Here is a 22,870-nt window from a genome sequence, read left to right as displayed (position 1 = left end):
TTAAAGCTTCTAATAAATATTGTTCTCACTTTGCCAACAGAACGTCACTATACGTTTGAAAATTATTGGCATCGATTAACAGGAAGCAATAGGCCTCAATTCCTTTCGGGATCTGGGCGCTGACCAAAAGGCCAGAGGCGTCAATCGTAGCAGGCTGCTTCATGCCAACACGGACATCGACGGCCTCTTTACTGTGCCTCGCTTTTTTCTTATCCGTACCGGGCTTATGACGATAAATCACATAGGCCGTTTCGATCGCCGGGCCGGATTTCATGAGCTGAACGCTGGCCTGACGATTAGCCGCATTAAACGCCTGATTTTTTATCTCGGCGGACGGCTTTATTTTGCCTTTATACGCCGGGTTCAGGTACGGCCCCTGCGCCTGGGTTTCTGCGAGGTCGCTTTTCAGTTTCGCGGCCAGCATCTTGACCACCGGAGCGTACTCCGGATTTTCCGCTAGATTCGTTTGCTCCCCCAAATCCTGACGATTTCCTTCGTTGTAGAGTCGATACAGCTCGTAGTCATCGGTGGCATAGCGCTTATAGAGTTTGTAGTCGCCGCAACGAATCGCCGATTTCGACGAGTCCATCGAGTTGTGCGGGAAATGCCACCAAAGGTGATCGCGTTCCGCACCTGTTGCATCAACGATTTTCTGACTCTTCCCGGTGAGTACCGGCGTGATATCCAACCCGCTTAGTTTCTGCTGATCCTTCGCCGCGATGGTTGAACCGGTCAGATTCAGAATCGTCGGGAAAAAGTCGAGCTGATTGACCAGACCGTCGAACTGGCTTCCCGAGGCAATTCCAGCGCCTGTAATGATCATCGGAATCCGGACCCCACCCTCTTCGGAATGCTTTTTACCGTACTTCAGCGGCGCGTTATCGGAGATGATTTCATCCTGGTGGAATTCAACCCCGCCGTTATCTGAAGAGAAAAAGATATACGTGGTATCGATCAGCTTTTTGCCCGGATTGCGGGGATCGTCCGTCTGCTTAAGGAAATCCACCACGCGGCCCAAGCTCCAGTCGACCGAAGTCACCATGGCCGCGAAGTATGGATTCTGCTGGCCGGGCAACGTCATGTCGCCAGACTTGGGCGGAAACGGTTGGTCCATTTTATCGCAATAGTATTCGAGCAGCTCCCCGTTGCGGGTCAAGACCGGCCAGTGAACCATCCAGTGACAGAGGTTGAGAAAAAAAGGCTGGTCGCCACTTTCCTGCATAAATTGGATCGCGGACTCGGTCACCTGATCGTAGGGATAGGAAATTCCTTCGGGCTTCTTCTTGCTGAACGGAGGATATTTTTCCTTGCTCAGGGGGTATTTACTGTCATCGGCTGTGGCAAAATCTTTGGTGCGATCTCCCATGCCGCGATGAATCCCGCGATCCTGGTCCACCACCTCAAAACCAAAATAATCCGCTGTCAGCCCGACATGCCATTTACCGGAGTGACCGGTACGATAGCCGTTCTGCTTCAACGCAGTCGCCAGCGTCAACGCATCCAAATTCAAATGCTCTTCCAAATACGGAGCGACTATCACCTCACTCGATCGGCCCATTTTGAGCGCGCCCAAATCTACATGGGTCAACCCCAGTTTGGCGGGATGCTGACCGGTAATAATCCCCGCGCGCGACGGCGAACAGGTTGGCGCCGGAGAATAACCCTGCGTGAAATTCATCCCCGTCTCAGCAAGTTTCGTGATATTGGGCGTCTCATACGGACACGGCTGATCCACATCATTAATCAGGATATCCTGCCAGCCGAGATCGTCCACGTAGAAAATCACGATATTGGGACGGATGCCTGACAATTCACCTGCCACAGATGACAATGCAAAACTGACCACACCCAAAATCAGAAATCCAACCCACCTGCATTGTTTATAATTCGTCATATTACTTCTCCTGCTCATTTAGATACCCTAGCGACTGAAAAAACATCGCCACCTCGGTTACCGTAAGATGAAAACATATGGATTCGGCCCGCCCAGTTTAGTTGTTGTTTTTGCCTCTGAGGCCGTCGCATAAAATTGCGGCAAGCAGCACGCCATTCAGCATCTCTTTGGTTTTCATTTATTGCCCATTCCAGTTGTTAATTTCCACAAAATATCCGGCGGTTGAATCCTTATCATGGCAGGCGAGGAAGAGGCTCTCCGGCTGTCCGTCCTTCCAGAGAATGCTGGGGCGTTCACTGCGCGCGAGTTTGTCTCCGAAATAGAGTTCGTTGGTTAGATACCCCACTTCCGGGATTCCCCATTCGATGCCATCTTTGGATGTATAGATAAGACCGGGGCGCAAGCCGCCTGATTGCCTGTGGTTCACCGGAAGCGGGTTGCCTTCCAACATATCTTTCACGCCTCGACGATCCTCAACAATCATGTAATACATGCCGTTGTAATGGAATGCGTAGGGATCTTCTATGTCCAGCTGCTGATCGGCATAACTGATCACCGGATTACCGGCATAGTTGACATAAGGTCCTTCGATGTTATCGCTGACCGCCAACGAAATTTCGCGAAACGTATGTTTATCCGTCATCGACTTGTAATAGATCCTGAATTCCCCATCCGGAGCCGCCACAAAGGTGGGATTGGATGCATGGTTGATTTCCGCTCCGCCCATTTTCCCAGAGGCTGGAATAATCGGATTCAATGGGCTCTCTTTCCATGGTCCATCCAACGATTTGGCCGTGGCGATCCCAATTTCCTGCATGGACCCGTTTTCATCGTTGAGCTTATTGAACAGATAAACCAGGACATAGGTATCCCCCACTTTGGAAACCTGCGGATTATGATACCCAGCTTCATCGCTGACAAAGACATCGCCAAGAAACGTATACGGGCCTTCCGGTGCGTCCGCAGTCCAATGAACAATCCTGCTATCTTCCTTCCATGAGCCTTTCGTCGGAATGATTGAATTAAAAACATGCAGCTTTCCTTCTTCATCGTAGATAGGAGCCATACCCCAGGTCCATTCGCCCTCTTCCGAAGGAAGAATATACTTCCCGGGAACCTGCGCTTTGCAAAAGGAGGACACCGCCACTTGCTTTGCGGCATGAGCCACACTGAGGTCTGACAAAATCCCGATCGACAAAATCAGCCCTAAGTTTTTCATCTTATTCATCCCTGTATCTCCTTCTCATCCAAAATGAGTTCTGACCGCGAAGACGCAAAGAAACAAAGGTTTTGATTGCCGCACCTTTGCGACTTCATGTCTTTGTGGTCTTTAAAATAATGATTCATCACTCTTCTCCGAGAGTTGCTTCGATCACAAAACCATTGGTATCGGGTTTGATACCGGTAAAATTAATTTCCAGAGCTTCGTTGGTCTGCTTCCACTTCAGCGTTGAATCATTACCTAACAGACGAAGAGCCGTCACCTTTCCTGATGTTATGTTTAAAGATTCCACCCGAACGTTTTCAGGCGCAGGCGTGAGTGACATGGCGTAAACGCAGTTGTCTTTCGCACTGAACCAGAATTCGCCCGGAACGGATTCCACGCCTTTTTTCGGATTCACATTTTCACTAAAAAGCGTCCAGCGAGTGGTGCCGAAAATAGCTTCACTATTGACCTTCACCCACTCGCCCATCTCTACAAAATTATTCGCGCACGGCTCCGGCACCTGGCCCTTCCCGTCGGGGCCGATGTTGAGCAGATAGTTCCCTCCTTTGGAAATGATATCGACAAAGTTGCGGAGCAACTGGTTGGTGCTCTTCCAATTATTATCATGCGCCTTGAAGCCCCATGAATGATTGGCCGTTCCGCAGGTTTCAAAGTACTTGGCCACCAGTTCACCGGCTTTCGGCGTCGTATTGTCGCCCGCGTCCATGTAGTCGCCATACTCATATCCAACACGCCGGTTCACGACAATGCTTGGGTTGAGGTCATAAATCATCTTATAGAAACGCAAGGCCTGCGCTTCCGTAATCAACCCCTCGCCGTCGAACCAGATCAGGCGCAAATCGGGCATCAGCTTAATCAGTTCCGCAATCTGCGGATAGGCCTTTCCTTCGAGATAGTCCTGATAGGAATTCGGACTTGGATCCCACAGGTTTTTCCCATTGGGCCGCGTCGGCACTCCGTATGGATCATTCTTCTTCTTCACATTGGCATAATCGGCATCGCACCCTTCCATCCAGTCATGGCCATGGGAATAGTAGACGCCGAAATCCAGTCCCTCCGCGCGGCACGCATCATACAGTTCCTTAATGAGGTCGCCTTCATAGGGCGTGGCATCCGCGACATCCCAATCCGAACTGGCCGAATCAAACAAAGCAAACCCATCATGATGTTTGGCGGTGATGACGACATATTTCATACCCGTGTCTTTGGCCAGTTTGGCAATGTTCGCGGCAAAAGAAGAATCGGGATTAAACTGTTTGGCAAACTCGCGATATTCCTCGCGCGAAATATTGAAGGTATACATCAGCCATTCAGCAACGCGCGGGCCCTTAACCGGAGAGTCTTCAACTTTGGTTCCTTTCCAGCTCCCCGCCGCCTGGGAATACACGCCCCAGTGAATAAACATGCCGAAGCGCGCTTGTTTATACCATTCCATCGCCGCCTGCTTTTCCGGCGACTGATGCATCCTGATCCATTCGTCGTAATGCTTCTCTGATCCGACAACAATACGGCTACTGAAATAGACCTTGGGAATGAGCCGAACCTTCACCGGTTGCTCATCACACTCCACCGTGACCGAATATCTTCCAGCCTTTGGAAGATGAACCGGCGTCTCAAAGGTTGAAACAATCCCGTCGTCAATCCAGTAACTTCGCTTCAGCTGATTACAGTGCAAAACACCATCCAACTGAATCGATGCGGAAAGTTCCTTTCCCGCTGTTGCAGGTTGATGAACAAGCTGAATCACATATTCACCGGGTTGCCGCAGCTCAAAATCCACCGTCATGCGGTTGTCGGAAACTTTGTCCTGCTCAGCGCTAATCACCACGCAACTGTCCGCGCGCTGAACAGCCATCGGCGCTGCGAGAATCCCCTGATTCAACAACGCACACAAACTAACGGCTAAAATGAGCTTCATCTGTTTTTTCATTATCTGAATCTTCCAACGCTCATTGATTCCACATCCAATTTCCCAGCTCTAAAATGGGAGCATCCAGTCAGGGTCTTCGATGTTGGATTGTTGCGGACCGGGGGTGCTGCGGCCCTGCTTAACCTGCGTTTCAAACAATTCCGCCAGCTCGCTGGCAACTTCGGAATGCTGTTCGATGATGTTCGCGGTCTCCTTGACATCGGCTTTCAAATTGTAGAGCTCGCGCTTGAAGGTATTCGCCTTGCGATTGTACAAAAAGATCAACTTCCAGTCGCCGCGACGGATGGCATAGCCGCCGTCGAAGTCGTGATGAATCACAGCCGGATCTTCGGCGCGCGTTTTCCCCTGATAGAGCGGGAGGATATTGTTGCTATCCGGCCCGGCATTCTCATTCAGCTTAACGCCCGCAACCTCAGCGGCCGTTGCCATAAAATCGTTCAAACAGATCGTTTCATCGCACGAACTGCCTTTCGGTGTTTGCTTTGGCCAGCGAACGATATACGGCACGCGGTGTCCGCCTTCATAAAGGCTGCGCTTCTGGCCTCTAAACTGATGCGTCAGATCACATCCCATTTTCCGCAATTCATTCAATTCTTTTCCGGTGCTGCCATTGTCGGTGGTAAAGATGACCAGCGTATTGTCGGCAATCCCCTGCTCATCCAACGCGACCAGCACTTCCCCGACCGCCCAATCGGTTTCAATGATCCAGTCCGCATATTTAGACAGCCCGCTCTTTCCGATGAACTCATCCGAGGGCGCAATGGGAGTATGCGGTGAGGTGAGCGAGAAATAGAGGAAGAAAGGTTTATCGCTTTGGGCCTTTTCCTTGATCACGCTTTTTGCCTCGGCCGCCAGCGCAGGCATCACGGCCTCTAGCGTCCAGCCGGGCACCATCGGTCCGGCGATGCCGAACATGGCGCTGGGTTTATCAACCGATGGAATGCCCTGCACCTTGTTGTCCCGAATAAATGCGTACGGAGGCATGTTTGGAACATCGTCGCCGAAATAGCTATCGAAACCATGATCGACCGGTCCACCCTTAACCGGCTGAGAAAAATCGAGGTTTTTCCACTTGTAGCGCAGGTTGGTTTTTGAAAAGTCGCCACAGTTCACGAAGAAGTGCTGATCAAGGCCTCGCTCCTCGGCAATGGTTTTGCCCTCCTTGTTCGTCCAGTCGAGGCCCAGGTGCCACTTGCCGACCATGGCCGTATAGTATCCCGCCTTTTGAAGCATCTCCGCCACGGTTTCATATTCCGGTTCAATCAGCGAAGGATGAAAGCCCCAGGTTACCCCGCTCTTCAAGCCCGAGCGCCAACTGTAGCGCCCAGTCAACAGCCCGTAACGCGTCGGGGTGCAGACCGAGGTGTCGGAATGCGCGTCCGTGAAATTCATCCCCTCCTCAATCAGGCGGTTCAAGTGCGGTGTCGGAATGGCGCATTTTTGATTATTGGCCTGCACCGAGCCATAGCCCATATCATCGCCCAGAATAAGGACAATGTTCGGCCGCTCCGCCGCACTCACCCAAGTGGCCACGCATAGCAGAAACCATCCAACCGTTTGCACTTTTATATTTATCATTCCATTACACCTTCTAGTTTAAAACCACCTTAAAACCGATAACATGCGGACAGAGCTGGGCCTTGGGGCATTTAATGACCAGGCCTTCGTCTGTTTGCTTCCAACGAATCTTTTCATCACTGCCCATCAGGCTGACCGCGGCGATCGCTTTTTCGAGCAACCCTCCTTTGGCCAGCGTCTTAATCACAATGTCTTCCGTCGGAGGTGCGAGAACAAAGGCGTAGAGGTTTCCGTCTTTGGTAGTGAAGCGAATGTCGTGTTGGCACCATGGTGCATTATTTTCGTTGCCGCGGCCGTCTTTGATGACCAACGGACCTTCGCCGAAAACTTTCCAAGGTCTGGAATTATAGATCCCTTCGCCATTCACATGCATTAAATCACGGAACGCATTCAGATATTCCATTTGGTTATCCGGAATGGTGCCCTCGCCTGTAAGCGCTATATTAAGCATCACGACACCGTTCTTGCTAATGGCATCGATCGCATTGCCGACCATCACCGGAATACGCATCCGGTTACTGGCGCCGTTCCGGTAGAACCAGGTTCCGGACAGGTCGGTTGCCCACATCCAGGGTTCCGGCTCAATCTGAGCGGCACTGCCGCGCTCCATGTTATAGGTAAAGGCCGCTTTATTTGCTTTCGAATCCTTGAATGAGAGAACCACATCCTGTTTGCCGTTATTTTCCTTCTGGTCCTTATTCACATAATCCGTGAACAGCTTAATCCCCAGGCTTTCCCCACTTTTAATTGTCGGATATGGAGAATCATTGTTGAACATATCGGGATCATACTTCTCAATAATTTCCCAACAGCGCGCATACCAATGTTCGTTCCAGCTATCCTGACTGCTGTAACTCTTCGGGCTATAATCCATATTGAATAATTTCGATTCCAACGTTCCCTCGTCCTGGTATTTCCGGGCGCTGTTAAAGAATCGCGGCGACCAGTATAAGTGGGTTGAAACGCCGAATTTAAGACCATGCTTCCGGGCGGCGGCCTTCCATTCCTTCAGCGTATCCCGCTTAGGCCCCATATCGACGGAGTTCCATGGATGGGAAGAATCATACATGTCAAAATTATCGTGATGGCAGGCCACCGGCATGATGAAACGCGCGCCGACGTCTTTCACTTCTCTCACAAGCGCATCCGGATCCCAGTTTTTGGCCGTAAACTCTGGAATCAGATCTTCATAACCGAACTCCGCATGAGGCCCATAGGTTTTGTCATGCCAGTCTGTCAGCTTTTGAACCGCTTCCGGGTGCTTTGCCGCACTCAGCTGCCCCTCGGTTCCATACATCCACGCGCCATAGTGTGAACCATCATGCGGGCGCCCATCTTTGATCGATGACGGAATTCCCCAGTGAAACCAAACCCCTAGCTTTCCATCCACAAACCAATCCGGCACGTCATAGTTCGCCGCCAGCGATTCCCACGTCGGCTCAATCTCCGCCAAAGAAACCATGCCTGTCAGCAAGATCGACCCCGCACATACCACCCGTTTAATCATCAAATTCTTCATCTATACCCTTCTACTATCCATATTAATGCTATCCGCCAGTTCTAAACATATCGAAAAAACACAACTCGGGCATCGTGTGTTTAGGGGATGCTACTACTTCTCTATGGTTTATTGAAGTTCATCGCAGATCCCACAGAACCCCACCGTTCCGCCCACATGCTCGCTGTCACTAAACGCGCTGTTCGAAACGCCACAGCCCATCCACCTAAATCATGGTGGATGGGTCGCCCAGTATAGGTTGCAGTCGCAAGCGGATTACTCTGTTCCGTTGATCCTAATGAACAGACTTGAGTTCGCGTCAAGACCTTGATTGAGTCTAAAGGAAAGGGTTTCCGTTCCATCAGCATTATCAACCGGCCCGGAAACAATCGTTAAGTCCGATTCAGCCGGACCCACGCTGCGAAGAATCCAAGATGAGGTGATGAGATTGGTCGAGGTTTCTATGAGATAGGCCCCCGGGGTGATAACACGTGTATAGGTCATGCCCGGATAGTCTTGCCCTCCATCCTGAATGATGGTGAATGACGCATTTGTCACCGCTGGCACAGCCGCCAAAACCGTAAACGATCCGTCGAGATCCCGAATCCGCTCGCTGATTGACGTCGAAGTGACAACCAAAACGGTATTCGTTACAAAAGTAAGTGCGCCGTTGTTAGTAGTTACCTGCGATTCCAGACCGCTTGCACCCTCGCCATAAATATAGGTGCCCTTCGTCCCCCAGAGTCCGCTAAAGCCATCGAATTGTGTAGAAAAACCGGCGTCCGCCGTAAGAACTATGTTTTCAACGCTGAACTGAACAGATTCTCCCGGGTTTATAAAACTGTTGTCTCCGCCCGAGATGCCGAATTCATTATTAATCGTACCAACAGGTACACTTGAGCCCAGCGTAACCGACGAGTCGTTGCTGTTCACATTATAGGTTCTATTCGAGAACCCGGCAACCCGGATATCCCAACTCAATGAGTCAGTAAAGGTTCCGCCATTATCCAAATCCTGATTAATAATGCTAAGCGAATACACCACGTCGTTCCCATTGGTCGCCTTTGTTATGCTGACATTGGGATCACTGATAGGCAGACCATGAATCGTCCCATCCGACAGATTGCCGCGCAAATTATCAAACGATATTTGAAAATGGGGTATGTCACTACCGGATTCGTCCGTCACGTAAATTTCCAACTCCGCTAAATCGATACGGCCTTTGCCATCGGCCGCCACAAGCGTAAATCGGTTCGTCCCCAAATCCCACGTGTTATACGGAGTGCCCGAAAGCGTACCGTTGGTGGAGGCCACCAACCAATCCGGCCCGCCGGGGGCTATCGCGTAGGTCACCGTATCCCCGTCTGCATCCGTGGCCGATCCCGCAAGACTCCCTGTATAGGCTACACCCAACTTCGCATTCCCCCCGTCATAGGTATCCTGCGAAAAGATCGGGGAGGCGACATTGGATACGGCCAATGCGGCCCTTTCGGCAATGAGGTCAGTCAAAAAGGTCGCCGAATCCGCCCTGAGTATTGAGTCGGCATCCGTGAGATCCACATTCCAAGTCCATGACCCCCCCGCATTCAAGCAGCGTGTCATCCAGTCTGCCGCTTGATCCAATGGCCATACAATGGCTCCGCTATTCCAAGCCGTCCCCAGGGCCATAAACATATGCCCGAGGTTTGGCTGAGTGCCTTTATACAGATAGCCATCGGGTGCAGCTTCAATGGCGGTGAGCATGGGCAGATTGATCAGATCATTGGCGGGATAGCTAGCCAAAGGCGTGGGATGGCCGCTAAGGTAATCGCTCTGTAACGAAAGCTCTGCACTCGTGCTAACCACGCAATTGGGATTATACTGTTTCGCAATAGCGAACAACAATTCAGCGTCAAAATTTTCTACGGCTCCATTATCGAACCACCAGCCGTCAATCAAGCGGCCATAGCGCGCGGCATATTCGTCAAGAATCACTTCCCCGAAGGCTCTTTTATACATCTCGCGCTCATCCGCAAAGTCCCCAATATTATATGCGCCATATACATAGTTGCTCCAGTTATCCATCGCCACGGAGGTATATACATTTGAGCTGACTTCGACCGAGTCATAGGCCGCTTCGGCACCATGCTTGAGCATGGCGGGTCCTTGAGCGGCTACATAGGCAATCACTTTTATCCCGTTCGTTTGGAAGCCCTGTGCCATCTCCATGAACAGATCACGATCATTGTCCGGCGTAGATCCGGGATTAATAGCAGTCAGCACGGAATGAGGGGCGATATACGCATCCCCATGAGCCGCATCGGACAGATTGAAGATAACATGATTCACGCCGGGAATACTCTTTACCTGGGACACCAGAGTATCGACATCCCAATTCGCGATTTGCGTCTTATCATCCGCTCTGAAGCGCCAACCGATGCCCCATTCTCCTGACATCCAATGCGCCGCAGGCAAGACGGTGACGACGGTGAGCAGACCCGTATTCTCAGAAAACTCGTAGCCAGCGCCGTTCTCGCTGATGCTCCAGACTCCGTTGGTCTCCGTAAAAGAGCCGGCTGTACTCGCCAGACTGAAGGTTGCGCCAAACGTTTCCATGAGCGTGTCCACATCCACAATCTGCCAGGAATCGCCTAGCGTTCTTCCGGCACCCGTCAGGTCCAGAAGAAAGTCACCATCCAGCGAAACGGCACCCGAACCTGACAACGCGTTATTGACGCCATTCGTGCCGATGGTGAAGGCCAACTGCGCGGCCTCTGACAACGTCAATGCGCCGTCTACCGTCGTGTTACCCGTATAGGTATTGGTGCCGGAAAATACCGTCGTACCTGAACCTGCAACGTTGAGATTCCCGGCTCCTCTAATTTCACAAGCAAAGGTCAGGTTTCCTGTGCCGTTGTGAGTGACATCCAAATTACTGAGGAGGACGACTTCACCGGGGGTTACACTACCTTCGAAGCTACCAAGGGTCTTATCCCCGCTGGCCGAAGCATCGACCGTCAGGGAGGAATTCCCGGTATCAGCAGAGAAGGTTAAATCACGGTCAGCACCATTTGCAGCGATGAATCCAATTTGGGTTGCACCAGTATTCGAACTCGTAAACTCGAGTGACCGAATCGTTCGGTGAGTCCGGATATATTGGTCCAACGTTGCAGTGCCGGCGATCTTGATGTCATCCGTGTTAACAAAAGTTGGAGCGGTGCCCCCCCAGTTGTTGTCATAATTCCAGTCAGCATAGTCATTGCCGGTGGCAGTTTCATCTCCCGTCCAGGTATAAACCGCAGCCTGCGCGCTCCCTGCCGCCAACGCAACGAGTCCCAAAACAAGCAGCAGGGCCGCCTTCTTCGACTTTATTGATGAAAAAGCCATTCTTGATAGGCTGTTGTAATTCATAGATCCTCTCTTTTTGTTGTAATCAGACGCTTTGTCTACGGTTCATGTTCAACAGTAATTCTTATAAAACCCTTCACGGGTATGCGTATGCTATGGTGGCGGCATAATGGAAACGTACTGTAGGCGTCCCGCCTGCTCATCCCGTATCCTTCCCGATTCAAGCTACATCCCATTGAGAATTTGCCTATCCGTCGTTTAAGGGATGCCAAAAAAAACCCGCGTAAAGCCATGCTTACGTGTGTTTTTGACCGACAAACCATAAAACTGAGCTTTTTGTGATTAAAATCGTCCACCTGAATACGCCATGCGTAAAACTCTCCTATATACAACCACTACTTTAACGCCATAGCGGACAGCGGCAGGACGCGATGCGTGAATTTGCCTTTACTCTTTTTTAAAAGCGGTTGTCCTATCTCAGTTAACAGGCACGATTCATCAAGAATTCACAAATGATCCACATGACTACTGGGCCAGCTGGATATCGCTAAAGGTCTGGTAGTTGTTTTCATCGATTAGCAGAAAGCAATACGCCTCGATTCCATCGGGAATCTGGGCGCTGACCCGTTGTCCGGAAGAGGCAATCGTAGCGGGCATTTTTACGCCGATACGAACATCAAATTCCCCCTTGCCGTGCTTCGATTTCTTTTCACCTGGCTTATCACGATAAATCACATAGGCGGTTTTGATCGCGGGCCCCGAGGTCTTCAGCCTCACGCTCGCCAGGCGTTTTTCTGCGTGGAATTTCACCACCTGGATCTCTGCAGCCGGTTTTGTTTTTCCAGAATATGCCGGATTAAGATACGGGCCCTCCACCTGATTTTCTGCTAGATGGCGGTCCAGCTTTTCTGAAAGCTTTTTCAGGACCGGAGCATATTCGGGATCCGTCGCCAGATCGTTCATTTCCTCGAGATCCTCCCGCTGCCCATTTTTGTAGAGACGATACAGACTGTAGTCGTGCGTTTCATAGTTTTTGAGGAGCTTGAAGTCTCCTTCTCGAAGTGCAGATTTCATCGAATCCTCACCGTGCGGAAAGTGCCAGAAAAGGTTTTCCCGCTTCGCGCCTTGCGCATCCACAATCTGCTGGGCACCGTCCAAAAGCACCAGCGTGATGTCCAAGCCGCTCAGTGCGGCCTTTGCTTCCGGCGCAATCGTAGAATGAGTCAAATTCAGGATCGTCGGGAAATAGTCGAGCTGGTTGACCAACCCGTCAAACTGCGACCCCTTCGGAATCCCGGGTCCCTCAATAACCATCGGGACACGTATGCCGCCCTCTTCGCCATTTGATTTTCCGTATTTTAGCGGGGAGTTGTCGGCCAGAACCTCTTGGCCATGGCTCATGCATCCGCCATTGTCAGAGGTGAAAATCAGATAGGTCGTTTCGATGAGCTTTTTGCCGGGATTGCGCGGATCATCCGTCTTTTCCAGATAGTCAACGATTCGTCCCAAGCTCCAGTCCACCGTGGTGACCATGGACGCATAATAGGGGTTGTTCTGACCCGGAATGGACATGGCTCCCGACTTGGGAGGAAACGACTGCCCCAGCTTATCGCAGTAGTATTCGAGCAGCTCCCCATTGCGGGTCATCGCCGGCCAGTGGACCATCCAGTGAGCCAGGTACAGGAAGAACGGCTTGTCCTGGCTCTCTTCCATGAACTTCAGCGCGGTCTCGGTGACATCGTCGTAGGGATACGAAATTCCGTCTGGCTTTTTGGTACTGAATGGTGGGTATTTTTTCTGACTCAGCGGATATTTTGGATCATCGACGGTTGCAAAGCCTTTGGTTCGATCCGGCGGCTTACGATGCACACCGCGCTCTTCATGACTAAACTCAAACCCGAATAGCGACGAACTCAACCCAAGGTGCCATTTGCCCACATGCCCTGTATGGTATCCATTGTCCTGCAAGGCGGTTGCCAAAGTGAGTGCATCCAGCTGAAGGTGGGAACCGAGATAGGGATCGACCAACTCTTGCGTCGGTTTGCCTTTAATGATCCGGTCAAACAACACATGGGTATACCGGAGTTTTCCCGGATGCTGGCCCGTGATGATCCCAGCCCGCGAAGGGGCACAGGTCGGTGCAGCGGAATATCCCTGGGTAAAATTCATCCCCTGCTCTGACAGCTTAACCATATTCGGCGTTTCGTAGGGACACGGTGCATCCACATCATTCAGCTGGGTGCCCTGCCACCCAAGATCATCCACATAAAAGATGAGGATATTGGGGCGGGGTTCTGCCAAAGCAGACAAGGGAGTTAGCGCGGTTGCGGACGCGCAAATCATCGGTGTCATTAGTAATGTTTTAAGTAATTTCATATTCATAGTACCTCTTCTGCTATTCATTCAGTTTCCAAAAAATCGTGTCTATTTCACGAGCGGCCAGTCGGGATGAATCGGACGCTCGGTACTTTCTCTGCTGCCTTGGGGGACTGGTGGAATTTGGTCAATGAGTTCTTTAAGCTGTTTGTGCGCCGTCATCGCCCGCTCGCTGGTGAATGCGCCCGCCAGATTTTTCGCTTCATCCAAATCGTTGGCTATGTCGTAGAAGCGTCCGTCCGCATAGAGTTTGAATCGATCGGTGCGCACAAATGCGCCCGCGTTCTTCCCCCCGAATTTCCAGTAGGGCTGATAGTAACAAAGCGCATGCGTGCGCGGAGTCGTTGATTTCCCAACAATTTGCGGCAAAAAACTCTGCCCATCTTTGGGATCGGTTGGGTCCAGCTTAATTCCAGCCGCGTCCGCCAGCGTGGCGTAGACATCCGTAAAATCAACCAAATCCGCACAAACCGCTCCCTCAACTGCCTTTCCCTTCCAGAATGCAATCAGCGGAACATGTGTGCCCATATCTTTAGTGTCGCCTTTGCCGCCCCGGATTGTGCGTCCGTTCCAGTTCGACCTAATCGGCGTATGGGTTCCGTTGTCGGACGTAAACAAGATCAAGGTGTTTTCCAACTGACCGACCGCCTCCAATTTCGCGACGACTTTGCCCACGATCTTGTCTAGATAGTTGACCATCGCGACAAAGTTTTCTTTCTTCTCGGCCAGCTTATTTTTCTGCCTTTTGTTTGCTTTCTGACTCCGATCACGATTCCCGATCGTGTCCGGTGTTGGCACAAATGGATCGTGAACAAGCACGGTTGGGTAATAGACAAAGAAGGGTTCGTCCTGATTGCGTTCAATGAAGTCGCAGACGAAGTCACTCATGATATCCGGGCCGTACTGATTCTTATTCTGCTCTACCGACAAAAACTCGCCGTTGATCTCCAACGGCGGACTCCAAAAACGCTCGCCGGCACCTTTTTCGTTTTTGCCCTTTGTGACCTGCCATAACGCGTACTCATCAAAGCCCGCTTTATTGGGTCGTGTGTTATCAGCGTGATCGGTAAAAACTTCTGGATCATACAGGCCGTTGAGCTGCCATTTCCCGGCAATGGCCGTTTTGTAGCCCGCCTGCTGCATCAGATGCCCAAACGTCTTCTCTTTTACGTCGAGATAGCCGAAATGCGTATAGTTCCTGAAGTTGTACTTCCCCGTCATAATCATGACCCGCGAAGGCGAGCAGAGCGGGGTTGAATAGCAGTGCTCAAACTTCACGCCCTGTTCGGCCAAACGATCAATGTTCGGTGTTTTATAATCCTCCGCCCCGTACGGGCCGAAGCACTCCCAGCTCGCATCGTCCGTTAGTATCAGCACGATGTTCGGTTTATTCGCCGCCGCCAAAAGCGGCGCAATCAAAAGGCAAAGCAGTATGTTTTTCAGCATCATTTAATCCATCTCTTCATTATTTCTTTTTCTTCTGCTTCTTGTTCTTGCGCCCAGCCTTATTCGCCTTTTTAGCAACAAAGTTTGGGTATCCCGCGTCGTCGCGCTTAGCAAGCAACAACTTTTTCATGCGCTCTACAACGGATGCGTACTCTGGGTTGTTGGCCTGATTGGTGAACTCACCCGGATCCTTACTTAAGTCGTATAATTCCATGCCCGATTTGCCAAATCCCCATTGCGTAAAGCGCCAGTCTTTGGTTCGTAGAGACTCCCCGCCCGCGCGACTGATTGTAAATACCGCATCTTTTGTCCATGCGGGTGATTCCGTATCCTCCAGAAGAGGGCGCAAGCTCGTCCCCTGCAGTGAGTCCGGCGCAGTGATCCCGGCCAAGTCCGTAAGCGTAGGAAACAAATCGATGAGCTCGGTGAGTTGCTTGGTTCCTTTGTCATGCTCTGATGTCATCCACGGCACACTGATAATGAACGGTACACGCGTCGCTTCTTCAAAAAGATGCTGCTTCTGATATTTATCATGGTGTCCCAGCAAGTAACCGTGGTCACTGGTGAAAATCACAATGGTAGACTCCGCCAACCCCTTTTCTTCCAGCGCATCCAACACCCGCCCTACCTGCGCGTCCATATACGACACGCTGGCATAGTACGCTTCCAGCAGCCCTTTATGAGACTCGCTCGTCACGCCGTACTCCTTATTGTTCTTATAGTCGCGTATGATTTGGGGAACATCATCCAGATCATTTTCCGGCACGTATGGAATCTGCATCTTCTCCTGATCATACAGATCGAAATATTTCTCCGGCGCCACCAACGGCACGTGCGGACGAACAAAACCAACGGCGAGGAAGAAGGGGTTATCCTTCACTTTATCCAGGAGCTCAATCGCCTTATCAGCAGCCATGCCATCCGCATGCTCCAAGTCCCCGGCAGTTGAAACGACGCCCACAAATGCCTGTGACGTCTCATTCTTGGGAGACCAATTGGTCTTCTTGCCGGGGGCATCTTGTTCGGGCCCTGTAATATTAAAAGCCTCCGTCCAAGAGCTCGAGTCATCGCTATGAGCGGTCCCCTCTATAATTTCCTGGGGAATATTCATGTGGTAGATCTTACTCACCCGTCCAGCATAATAGCCCTGATTCATAAAGGCCTGCGACATCGTCACCACATCCGGAATTTCCCTACGTATTTTGGATCCATTTCCGAGACAATTATTCGTGTACGGATAGAGGCCCGACATGATCGACGACCGTGATGGGCCACAGAGCGGGTACTGGCAATGCATGCTCTCAAATTTAACGCCTCGCTGAGCCAGACGATCCAAATTGGGGGTTTTACACTGTTGGTGACCAAACCCACTCAATGCGGTGTTCAGGTCATCAGACATCAAAAACAGAACATTCGGTTTTTGTGGCCGCTCAGCAGCAACTAAATTGAAGCTGAGGGCACATATAATAACGGGCAAAATGTGATTTACTTTCATAAGAGATCTTCGTTAAAGGGGATTGGTTTTTGTTTTATAGATCCGTCAGTAAAATACCTGGAATTTTATAGCCACAAAAAACACAAGAAACCACAAAGAGCGAACCGTGCAGATGCTCCGTTTTTGTGTGTTTTCTTGTGTTTTTTGTGGCCATTTTTTTCGCTGAATTTTCAACATTTTAGCGCCGGATCAATAGTTAGACCATTCTCTGATTCTAGTTCAGTTCTACATGTTTGATCTTGATTATGCGATAGGCGACGGGACCGTGGTCGCCCTGGATACGGATCGGACCCATGGCCTCTTCGGGCTCACTCCCTTTCATCGCTGCGCGTGTGGGGCCTGTTACCTCGGCGTTCTCGTGGATGAGCTGTCCGTTATGCACGACCTTTATGAATTTCGCGTTCTCTGTCTTTTTTCCGTTCTCATCGAAACGCGGAGCGCGAAAGGTGACTTCTAACTTCTGCCATGTGCCCGGTGCCGTTGAAGCATTGACCCTGGGTGGCTGTCCATTGTCTTTATTCTTTCCCCAGCGCTGGTAAATTCCGCCACAATCACTGTGCGTAACCTCCGTCTTTCCGAAACTATCGAAAACCTGTATTTCATAACGGCCCATGAAGTATATTCCTGAATTGGAACCCTTTGAGACCATGAATTCAATGGTCGCTTCGATATCTCCGTGCCTTTGTTTGGTGAGCAGATATGCAGCCCTGGATTTTGTTTCCACTACGGCAATCGTCTTGCCCGGCTTCGAAACGGTGAGTTCCTTCTCGTTTGCTGGGTTTAAGATGACCTCGTCGCCCATCGTCCATCCGCTGGAATCCTGCCAGGCACTGAGTCCATCCTCAAGGAGGTCGACCCATTCACCTTCCGCGAGTGCAAACGGGGTGCATGACATTGTTATTGCCGCCACGGCGGCACCTGTACGCTGCATAAACATTTTTTTATTCATCGTTGTCTCTCCCAAATCGCTACATGCCATCTTCAAGGTCTGGTCGAACATAGGCGGCAGATCGATTTTTAACCTTTTCGCCGTTGTTCACTCTTTCATAAAAGTTTCTCTCGTCTTCTTTGCCATAGGGATTTTCAGAGCCATCATACCAATCTCCATTACCCGTCATGCGCAGATCGCCTTGCTGCGTCAATTGCTCAAATAGCTCCTTCTTCAGCTCGGCCATCTGCTGGGCATATTCAGGATTTCCTGCGAGATCCTTCAGGCAGCGTGGATCCTTTGCAACATCATAGAGCTCTTCGGCTCCTCGTTTTGCGAGTGACAGCTTCCAAACCTCAGCGTGCTCGCCAGCCTCTACGACGGCACCCAGCGTCGGGCTTGGATCCGTATCTTTAAATCCGGTGGATGGATTCGCGCAAGGCCAACGGGTTGGCTCAAAATTGTGAATATAAAATAAATTCCCCTTGCGGATGACGCGCACCGGATACCCCCAGTCATTCGGGCGCCCCGGATCATTGCGCTCACGTCCCATCAGGATGGTATCACGCTGTGGAATGCGCGCCATGTCGCTACCGCCCTTGAAGATCTCTATTAGACTGCGCCCTGCCCACGGCTGCATACCGCTTTGCTCCTGGCTGATTCCAGCCATTTCCATAAACGTCGGTGCCAGATCGATGAAACTAATGAACTGATCGAAGTTTCGTCCCGGCTCCTTGATCCCATTTTTCCACATCGCCATAAAAGGCATGTGCGCCGCATCATGATAAGGATGCCCTTTTACGCGAGGGAACGGCATTCCGTTATCCGACGTCACAATCACCAGCGTGTTTTCAAGGTTGCCCTGCCGCTTGAGCACATCGATGCACCCTCCAACATGTTTGTCAAAATGTTCGACCTCCAAGGCATAATCGAGCATATCGTGGCGCACCGCTTCTGTATCCGGCCAATACGTGGGGACTTCCGGAATAGAATCTACTTTTTTGCCATTTTTTGCACCCGATTTAAATTCATACGCCCGGTGGGGTTCATGGCAGCCCAGCCAAAATGCAAAGGGCTTCATGGAGTCACTATCGCTTAAAAACTGTTCGAAATTTTTGGTGTAATCCTTTTTGGAAATCTTTTTAGACGGCGTTTTTTTTGCACGGTGTTGAGTAAACTCTTTTCCCAACAAGTCACGGCCCTGCGAATCGCCCGGGCGCCAGCCCTTTCCCGTGAAGCCGATGCTATATCCATTCTCCTCCAAGGCTTCTGCGTACGTTTTGAACTTTTTGTCGAAAACCGCATCGTGGTTTATCGCCCCTCCGAGTTGCCAAGGATTACGACCCGTAATGAGAACGGATCGCGATGGACCGCATTTCGGGTTCGGCGTGTAGGCTGAAGTGAAGTTGATCCCCTGTTCAGCAACTCGGTCAATGTTTGGAGTATTCACCCACGTGCAGCCATTTACTCCGAAATGATCGAACGAAGCATCATCCGCAATGATGAATAAGATATTAGGACGCTTCGCCGCAGGTGCTGCACCAGCAACACCTGTAATAGCCATTAAGGCCGCAAATACTAATCTCTTTTTCATATTCAACCCTTTCTATAATTCTGAAACGGCCTGCGCCGTCGGCGACGCATTCTTCGTACGAGTCGCTTTGTCCACATCGGGATAGCTCACCAGGAAATTGTTCTCATCGATCAGGTTGATCACATAATGGGTGGTGCCTTCGGGAAGCACGGCCGAAATTTTGTTGCCGGGCAACAGGGTTGCCGGCGTACGGAACCACTCCTCGGCGAATACGTTTTCTCCACCGTTCAAGGTATAGATCAACTGAGCCCGAACCACTTTGGCTCCATTCTCCTGATAGCAGAACTCAACTACGTGGCCATTTTTCGAGGAAGAAAGAACCGTTGGCACCTTTTCCTTATTCGGAAGCGATGATTTGAAATGCGGGTTGTAGTACGGATAGCTGGCCTTCATTTCGGTCAGTCGTTCGCTCAGCTCGGCGTTCATGGCCTGCGCCTTTTCCGGCATGGAGGCGGCGAGGTTTTTAGACTCTTCAATGTCGCCGCGTATTTGTTTTCTATTTTTGGTTTCATACAGTCGATAGAGCTCTAACTCGGGCTCACGTGCATCGCCAACGTGATCGTAGTTACGCACCAGCTTGTAGTCGCCGATTCGAATGGTGCTCTCCAACGCCAAGGAATTCGGAAAATGCCACATCATGGTGTCGCGCACAGATCCATCATCCCCTTTCACCAGCTCGGGATCGGTGGGGTCTTTTTTCAGGAGCTCGGAAATATCGCACCCGTCGAACTTTTTCCCTTCGGGAACCGGAGTTCCCGTCCACGAAAGAATAGTGGGATAGAAGTCGAGACCGTTGATCATCACATCCGACTCCACACCGGCATCAATCCCGGGACCGGTGATGATAAGCGGCACACGAACGCCGCCCTCCATGGCAGAAATTTTGCCGCGATCCAGCGGGTAGTTATCCGTGATAATTTCGCCGGGCATCGATTCCATGCCGCCATTGTCGGAGGTGAAAATGATATACGTGTTTTCGATGAGCCTATGGCCCGGCCAGCGCGGATCCTCTGTCGTTTCCAGATAATCAAACATCTGACCGACATAGTAGTCGAGCTCTTCCACCATGGCGCAGTAGAAGGGATTGGTCTGGCCCTCGCCCTTCCACTCCTGCGGATTCTCCGGCAGTTCCACACCAAGTTTTTCGCAGTATTTTTTCAGCAATCGCTCGCTGCGCGTATGAATCGGGGCGTGCACGAGCTTCGTGGCATAGAAGAGAAAAAATGGCTTGTCTTTGTTTTCTTCCACAAACGTGAGCGCATCGATACTGAGCTGATGGGTGGCGAACCCGTTTTCATCGAGACGATACGGATCGTTCGGGTCGTCCGTTGCGAAACCGGTCAAACGATGGGGCTTCATTCTGGCCGTTGTTCCATGGACACTACGCGACCAATCGAAACCAATATCCTCCGGTTGAGGAAAGGAATTGTGCTTCATGGCCAAGTGCCACTTTCCGCTATGCCCCGTCGTATAGCCGTTGTTTCTAAGCGTCTCAGGGAGCGCAATAACTCCAGCCGGAAAGCGCCCGCTATACCAAGGCGGCATCATGCGATGCGCTGTTTTATGATACGGCGCAGGGGGCGTACCGCCGACCACATGCGTGAGCTGTGAACGGGCCGGATGATTCCCGCTCATGATAGCGGTTCGACTCGGCGCGCACGTCGGAGCCGGTGAATAGGCCTGCCAAAACTTGATGCCCTTCTTCGCCAGCGCATCAATGTTCGGCGTTTCCATATGCGACGGTTCGTCGATGTCGTAACACTTCACGTCCTGCCAGCCGAGATCATCCGTGAGCAGCAACAAAACATTCGGCTTCTCAGGACGTCCATCTTCAGCGAGGACCACGCTCGATATCAGTGCGACAGCAAGCAGGTTAAACTTCATTTTGAACTTCATTTAAATTCTCCAACCATCTTCTAAATTTACTTTTTCGATGCTTTTGAACGCTTCGTCGCATTGAGTTTCCAACGGTCAATCTCGGCTTCATTTAAATAGCTCCTGATTTCTTCTTAGGAGTCTTTTTCTTCCCGCGAGGAGCCCGTTTTGCTTTAGGCACCGGAGGCAACCCGTCATCCGGTTGATCTGAGAAACGGTACGGGTCGTCATGACTCCGCATCTCCTCGAGCAGCAGCTGTTTCATTTCCTGAAGCTTGTCCGCATAAGCCGGATCGTCAGCCAGATTGGTTTCAAGCGGCTTCGGCGTGTAGTGCGTCAGTGCAATGATCTTTGGATCGTGATGTTCTGCCACGAGCTCATTCGGGTTCTCGGCCAGATTAAAGAGCTGCGTTGTGTTCGCTCCATCCGGGGACTCATAGCGAATTAATTTCCAATCGCCCTTCTTGACGCAGCGAATGCCCGGCTTGCCGCGACGGCAATAGGCCCCGTAAAGCACATCGCGCACGGTCTTTTTTTCGCCCATCAGCACCGGCTTAAAGCTGATGCCTTCGCTGGTTGCGGGTGCTTCAATTCCGGCGAGGTCGCAGAGGGTGGCCAGTGCGTCGAGGTGATAAATATTTCCCAACACCCGCGAGCCCGGTTGAATGCCCGGTCCTTTGACAATGTACGGAACGCGGTAGGTGTGCTCATAGAGATTCTGCTTGCCCTGCAAGCCGTGACGCCCAATCGCGATTCCGTGATCGGCAGAGTAAACGATGTACGTATTTTCCAGCTCGCCCATCGCTTTTAGCTTTTCGAGTACCGCGCCGATTTGAATATCAATGTTTTCGCTGCACGCGTATTCACGCCCCAACTCGTTACGGATCGTCCGTTCATCGCGGTTTTTCCAAACCCCGGAAACGGCGACTTCATCGCGCACTGTCATTTCTGTATTATCAAACGGATGCACGCTCAGATAGTTAACCGGCAATCTCGGCTGCTTCTCGTTAACCGGCGGAAGGCGGACGTTTGGGTCGCTATGATTTGCCGCACCATATTTAGCCAGCAACTCCGGCTTCCCGTCGCGCGTATCATGCGGATGAGAGAATCCATAATAGATCAGGAACGGATCCGAGTCCTTGTCCGCTTCACGCTGATTGAGATACTCCAGCACCTGCTTTGCATGCCACGCGCTGCCGGTCTCGTCCGTACCCCCGCGCATGGTGGAATCATGTCTCACAGTAAATTCTTCATTCGCTTCGGCGTAACTATTCCCAGCCTTACAGGTTCGCATGGTGTCATAACCCGCCACATTGAAAACCGCCGCCATCGAACTCTTCTCCAGATGAGCCGGCACGTACTTCGGATTGGAAGCCAGCGGATTTTTGCCGGGAGCGTGCCAAAGGGTACGCCCCGTCATGATCATTGTGCGCGACGGCGTACACACCGCGCCAACCCACGCGCCCATCTCGTGCGCGCCGTCAATAATCATTCCGTCAGCCGCCAACTGATCCAGCACCGGCGTATCCAAAATGGAATCAGGATTATACATTTTCAAATCATACGGCGATTGGTCGTCGGCCATAATGAACAGGATATTGGGCCGCTTCGTCGCAGGCGCCGCGCCGCACAGGCCCGCCGCCAATATGGATACGGCCCCGAGTGTTAGAATGTTTTTATAGGGGTGTAGTTTCATTGTTC

The 22,870-nt window shown here is 51.3% G+C and carries 13 protein-coding genes; all 13 read right to left on the bottom strand.

What is annotated here, in order from left to right; translation table 11 throughout:
- Positions 1-25 precede the first annotated feature (25 nt).
- The 13 genes from SCARR_RS01875 to SCARR_RS01815 all read right to left on the bottom strand — a co-directional run bounded on the left by SCARR_RS01875 (position 26) and on the right by SCARR_RS01815 (position 22,865).
- Positions 26-1,894, bottom strand: a complete 1,869-nt coding sequence (locus tag SCARR_RS01875) for a sulfatase (RefSeq protein WP_136059831.1) — start codon at positions 1,892-1,894, stop codon at positions 26-28.
- Positions 1,895-2,072: 178 nt separating this feature from the next.
- Positions 2,073-3,122: a glycoside hydrolase family protein gene (locus SCARR_RS01870; RefSeq protein ID WP_136059830.1), complete on the bottom strand. Its 1,050-nt coding sequence runs from the start codon at positions 3,120-3,122 to the stop codon at positions 2,073-2,075.
- 118 nt (positions 3,123-3,240) lie between these two features.
- Positions 3,241-5,040: an alpha-L-fucosidase gene (locus tag SCARR_RS01865; RefSeq protein ID WP_168432902.1), complete on the bottom strand. Its 1,800-nt coding sequence runs from the start codon at positions 5,038-5,040 to the stop codon at positions 3,241-3,243.
- A 60-nt stretch (positions 5,041-5,100) separates the two neighbouring features.
- The gene (locus SCARR_RS01860) at positions 5,101-6,630 is read right to left on the bottom strand and encodes a sulfatase family protein (protein ID WP_136059828.1); all 1,530 of its coding nucleotides are present in this window, start codon (positions 6,628-6,630) and stop codon (positions 5,101-5,103) included.
- A 13-nt stretch (positions 6,631-6,643) separates the two neighbouring features.
- Positions 6,644-8,149 (bottom strand): alpha-L-fucosidase, encoded by a 1,506-nt coding sequence (locus SCARR_RS01855; RefSeq protein ID WP_136059827.1) that lies wholly within the window; start codon positions 8,147-8,149, stop codon positions 6,644-6,646.
- 255 nt (positions 8,150-8,404) lie between these two features.
- Positions 8,405-11,494 carry a hypothetical protein gene (locus SCARR_RS01850; RefSeq protein WP_168432900.1) on the bottom strand — a complete coding sequence of 1,030 codons (3,090 nt, stop codon included), beginning with the start codon at positions 11,492-11,494 and terminating at the stop codon, positions 8,405-8,407.
- 486 nt (positions 11,495-11,980) lie between these two features.
- Positions 11,981-13,837 (bottom strand): sulfatase, encoded by a 1,857-nt coding sequence (locus SCARR_RS01845; protein ID WP_222846135.1) that lies wholly within the window; start codon positions 13,835-13,837, stop codon positions 11,981-11,983.
- Between the two features lie 42 nt (positions 13,838-13,879).
- A complete protein-coding gene (locus SCARR_RS01840) occupies positions 13,880-15,280 on the bottom strand; it encodes a sulfatase-like hydrolase/transferase (protein ID WP_136059825.1) in 1,401 nt (466 codons plus the stop codon).
- A gap of 16 nt (positions 15,281-15,296) precedes the next feature.
- Positions 15,297-16,772 (bottom strand): sulfatase, encoded by a 1,476-nt coding sequence (locus tag SCARR_RS01835; RefSeq protein WP_136059824.1) that lies wholly within the window; start codon positions 16,770-16,772, stop codon positions 15,297-15,299.
- A gap of 214 nt (positions 16,773-16,986) precedes the next feature.
- Positions 16,987-17,721, bottom strand: coding sequence for a 3-keto-disaccharide hydrolase (locus SCARR_RS01830; RefSeq protein ID WP_168432898.1), 735 nt, complete (start codon positions 17,719-17,721; stop codon positions 16,987-16,989).
- 19 nt (positions 17,722-17,740) lie between these two features.
- On the bottom strand, positions 17,741-19,294 hold the full coding sequence (locus SCARR_RS01825; RefSeq protein WP_136059822.1) for a sulfatase family protein: 1,554 nt from the start codon (positions 19,292-19,294) through the stop codon (positions 17,741-17,743).
- A 12-nt stretch (positions 19,295-19,306) separates the two neighbouring features.
- Positions 19,307-21,190, bottom strand: coding sequence for a sulfatase (locus SCARR_RS01820; RefSeq protein ID WP_136059821.1), 1,884 nt, complete (start codon positions 21,188-21,190; stop codon positions 19,307-19,309).
- A gap of 91 nt (positions 21,191-21,281) precedes the next feature.
- Entirely contained in the window at positions 21,282-22,865 is a 1,584-nt protein-coding gene (locus tag SCARR_RS01815) for a sulfatase-like hydrolase/transferase (protein WP_136059820.1), read from the bottom strand.
- Positions 22,866-22,870: the final 5 nt, after the last annotated feature.

Origin of the sequence: Pontiella sulfatireligans (assembly GCF_900890705.1) — a bacterium.
Lineage (GTDB): Bacteria > Verrucomicrobiota > Kiritimatiellia > Kiritimatiellales > Pontiellaceae > Pontiella > Pontiella sulfatireligans.
Note: the sequence above shows the minus strand (reverse complement) of the source record. Positions and strands in the feature narration are given on the sequence as shown.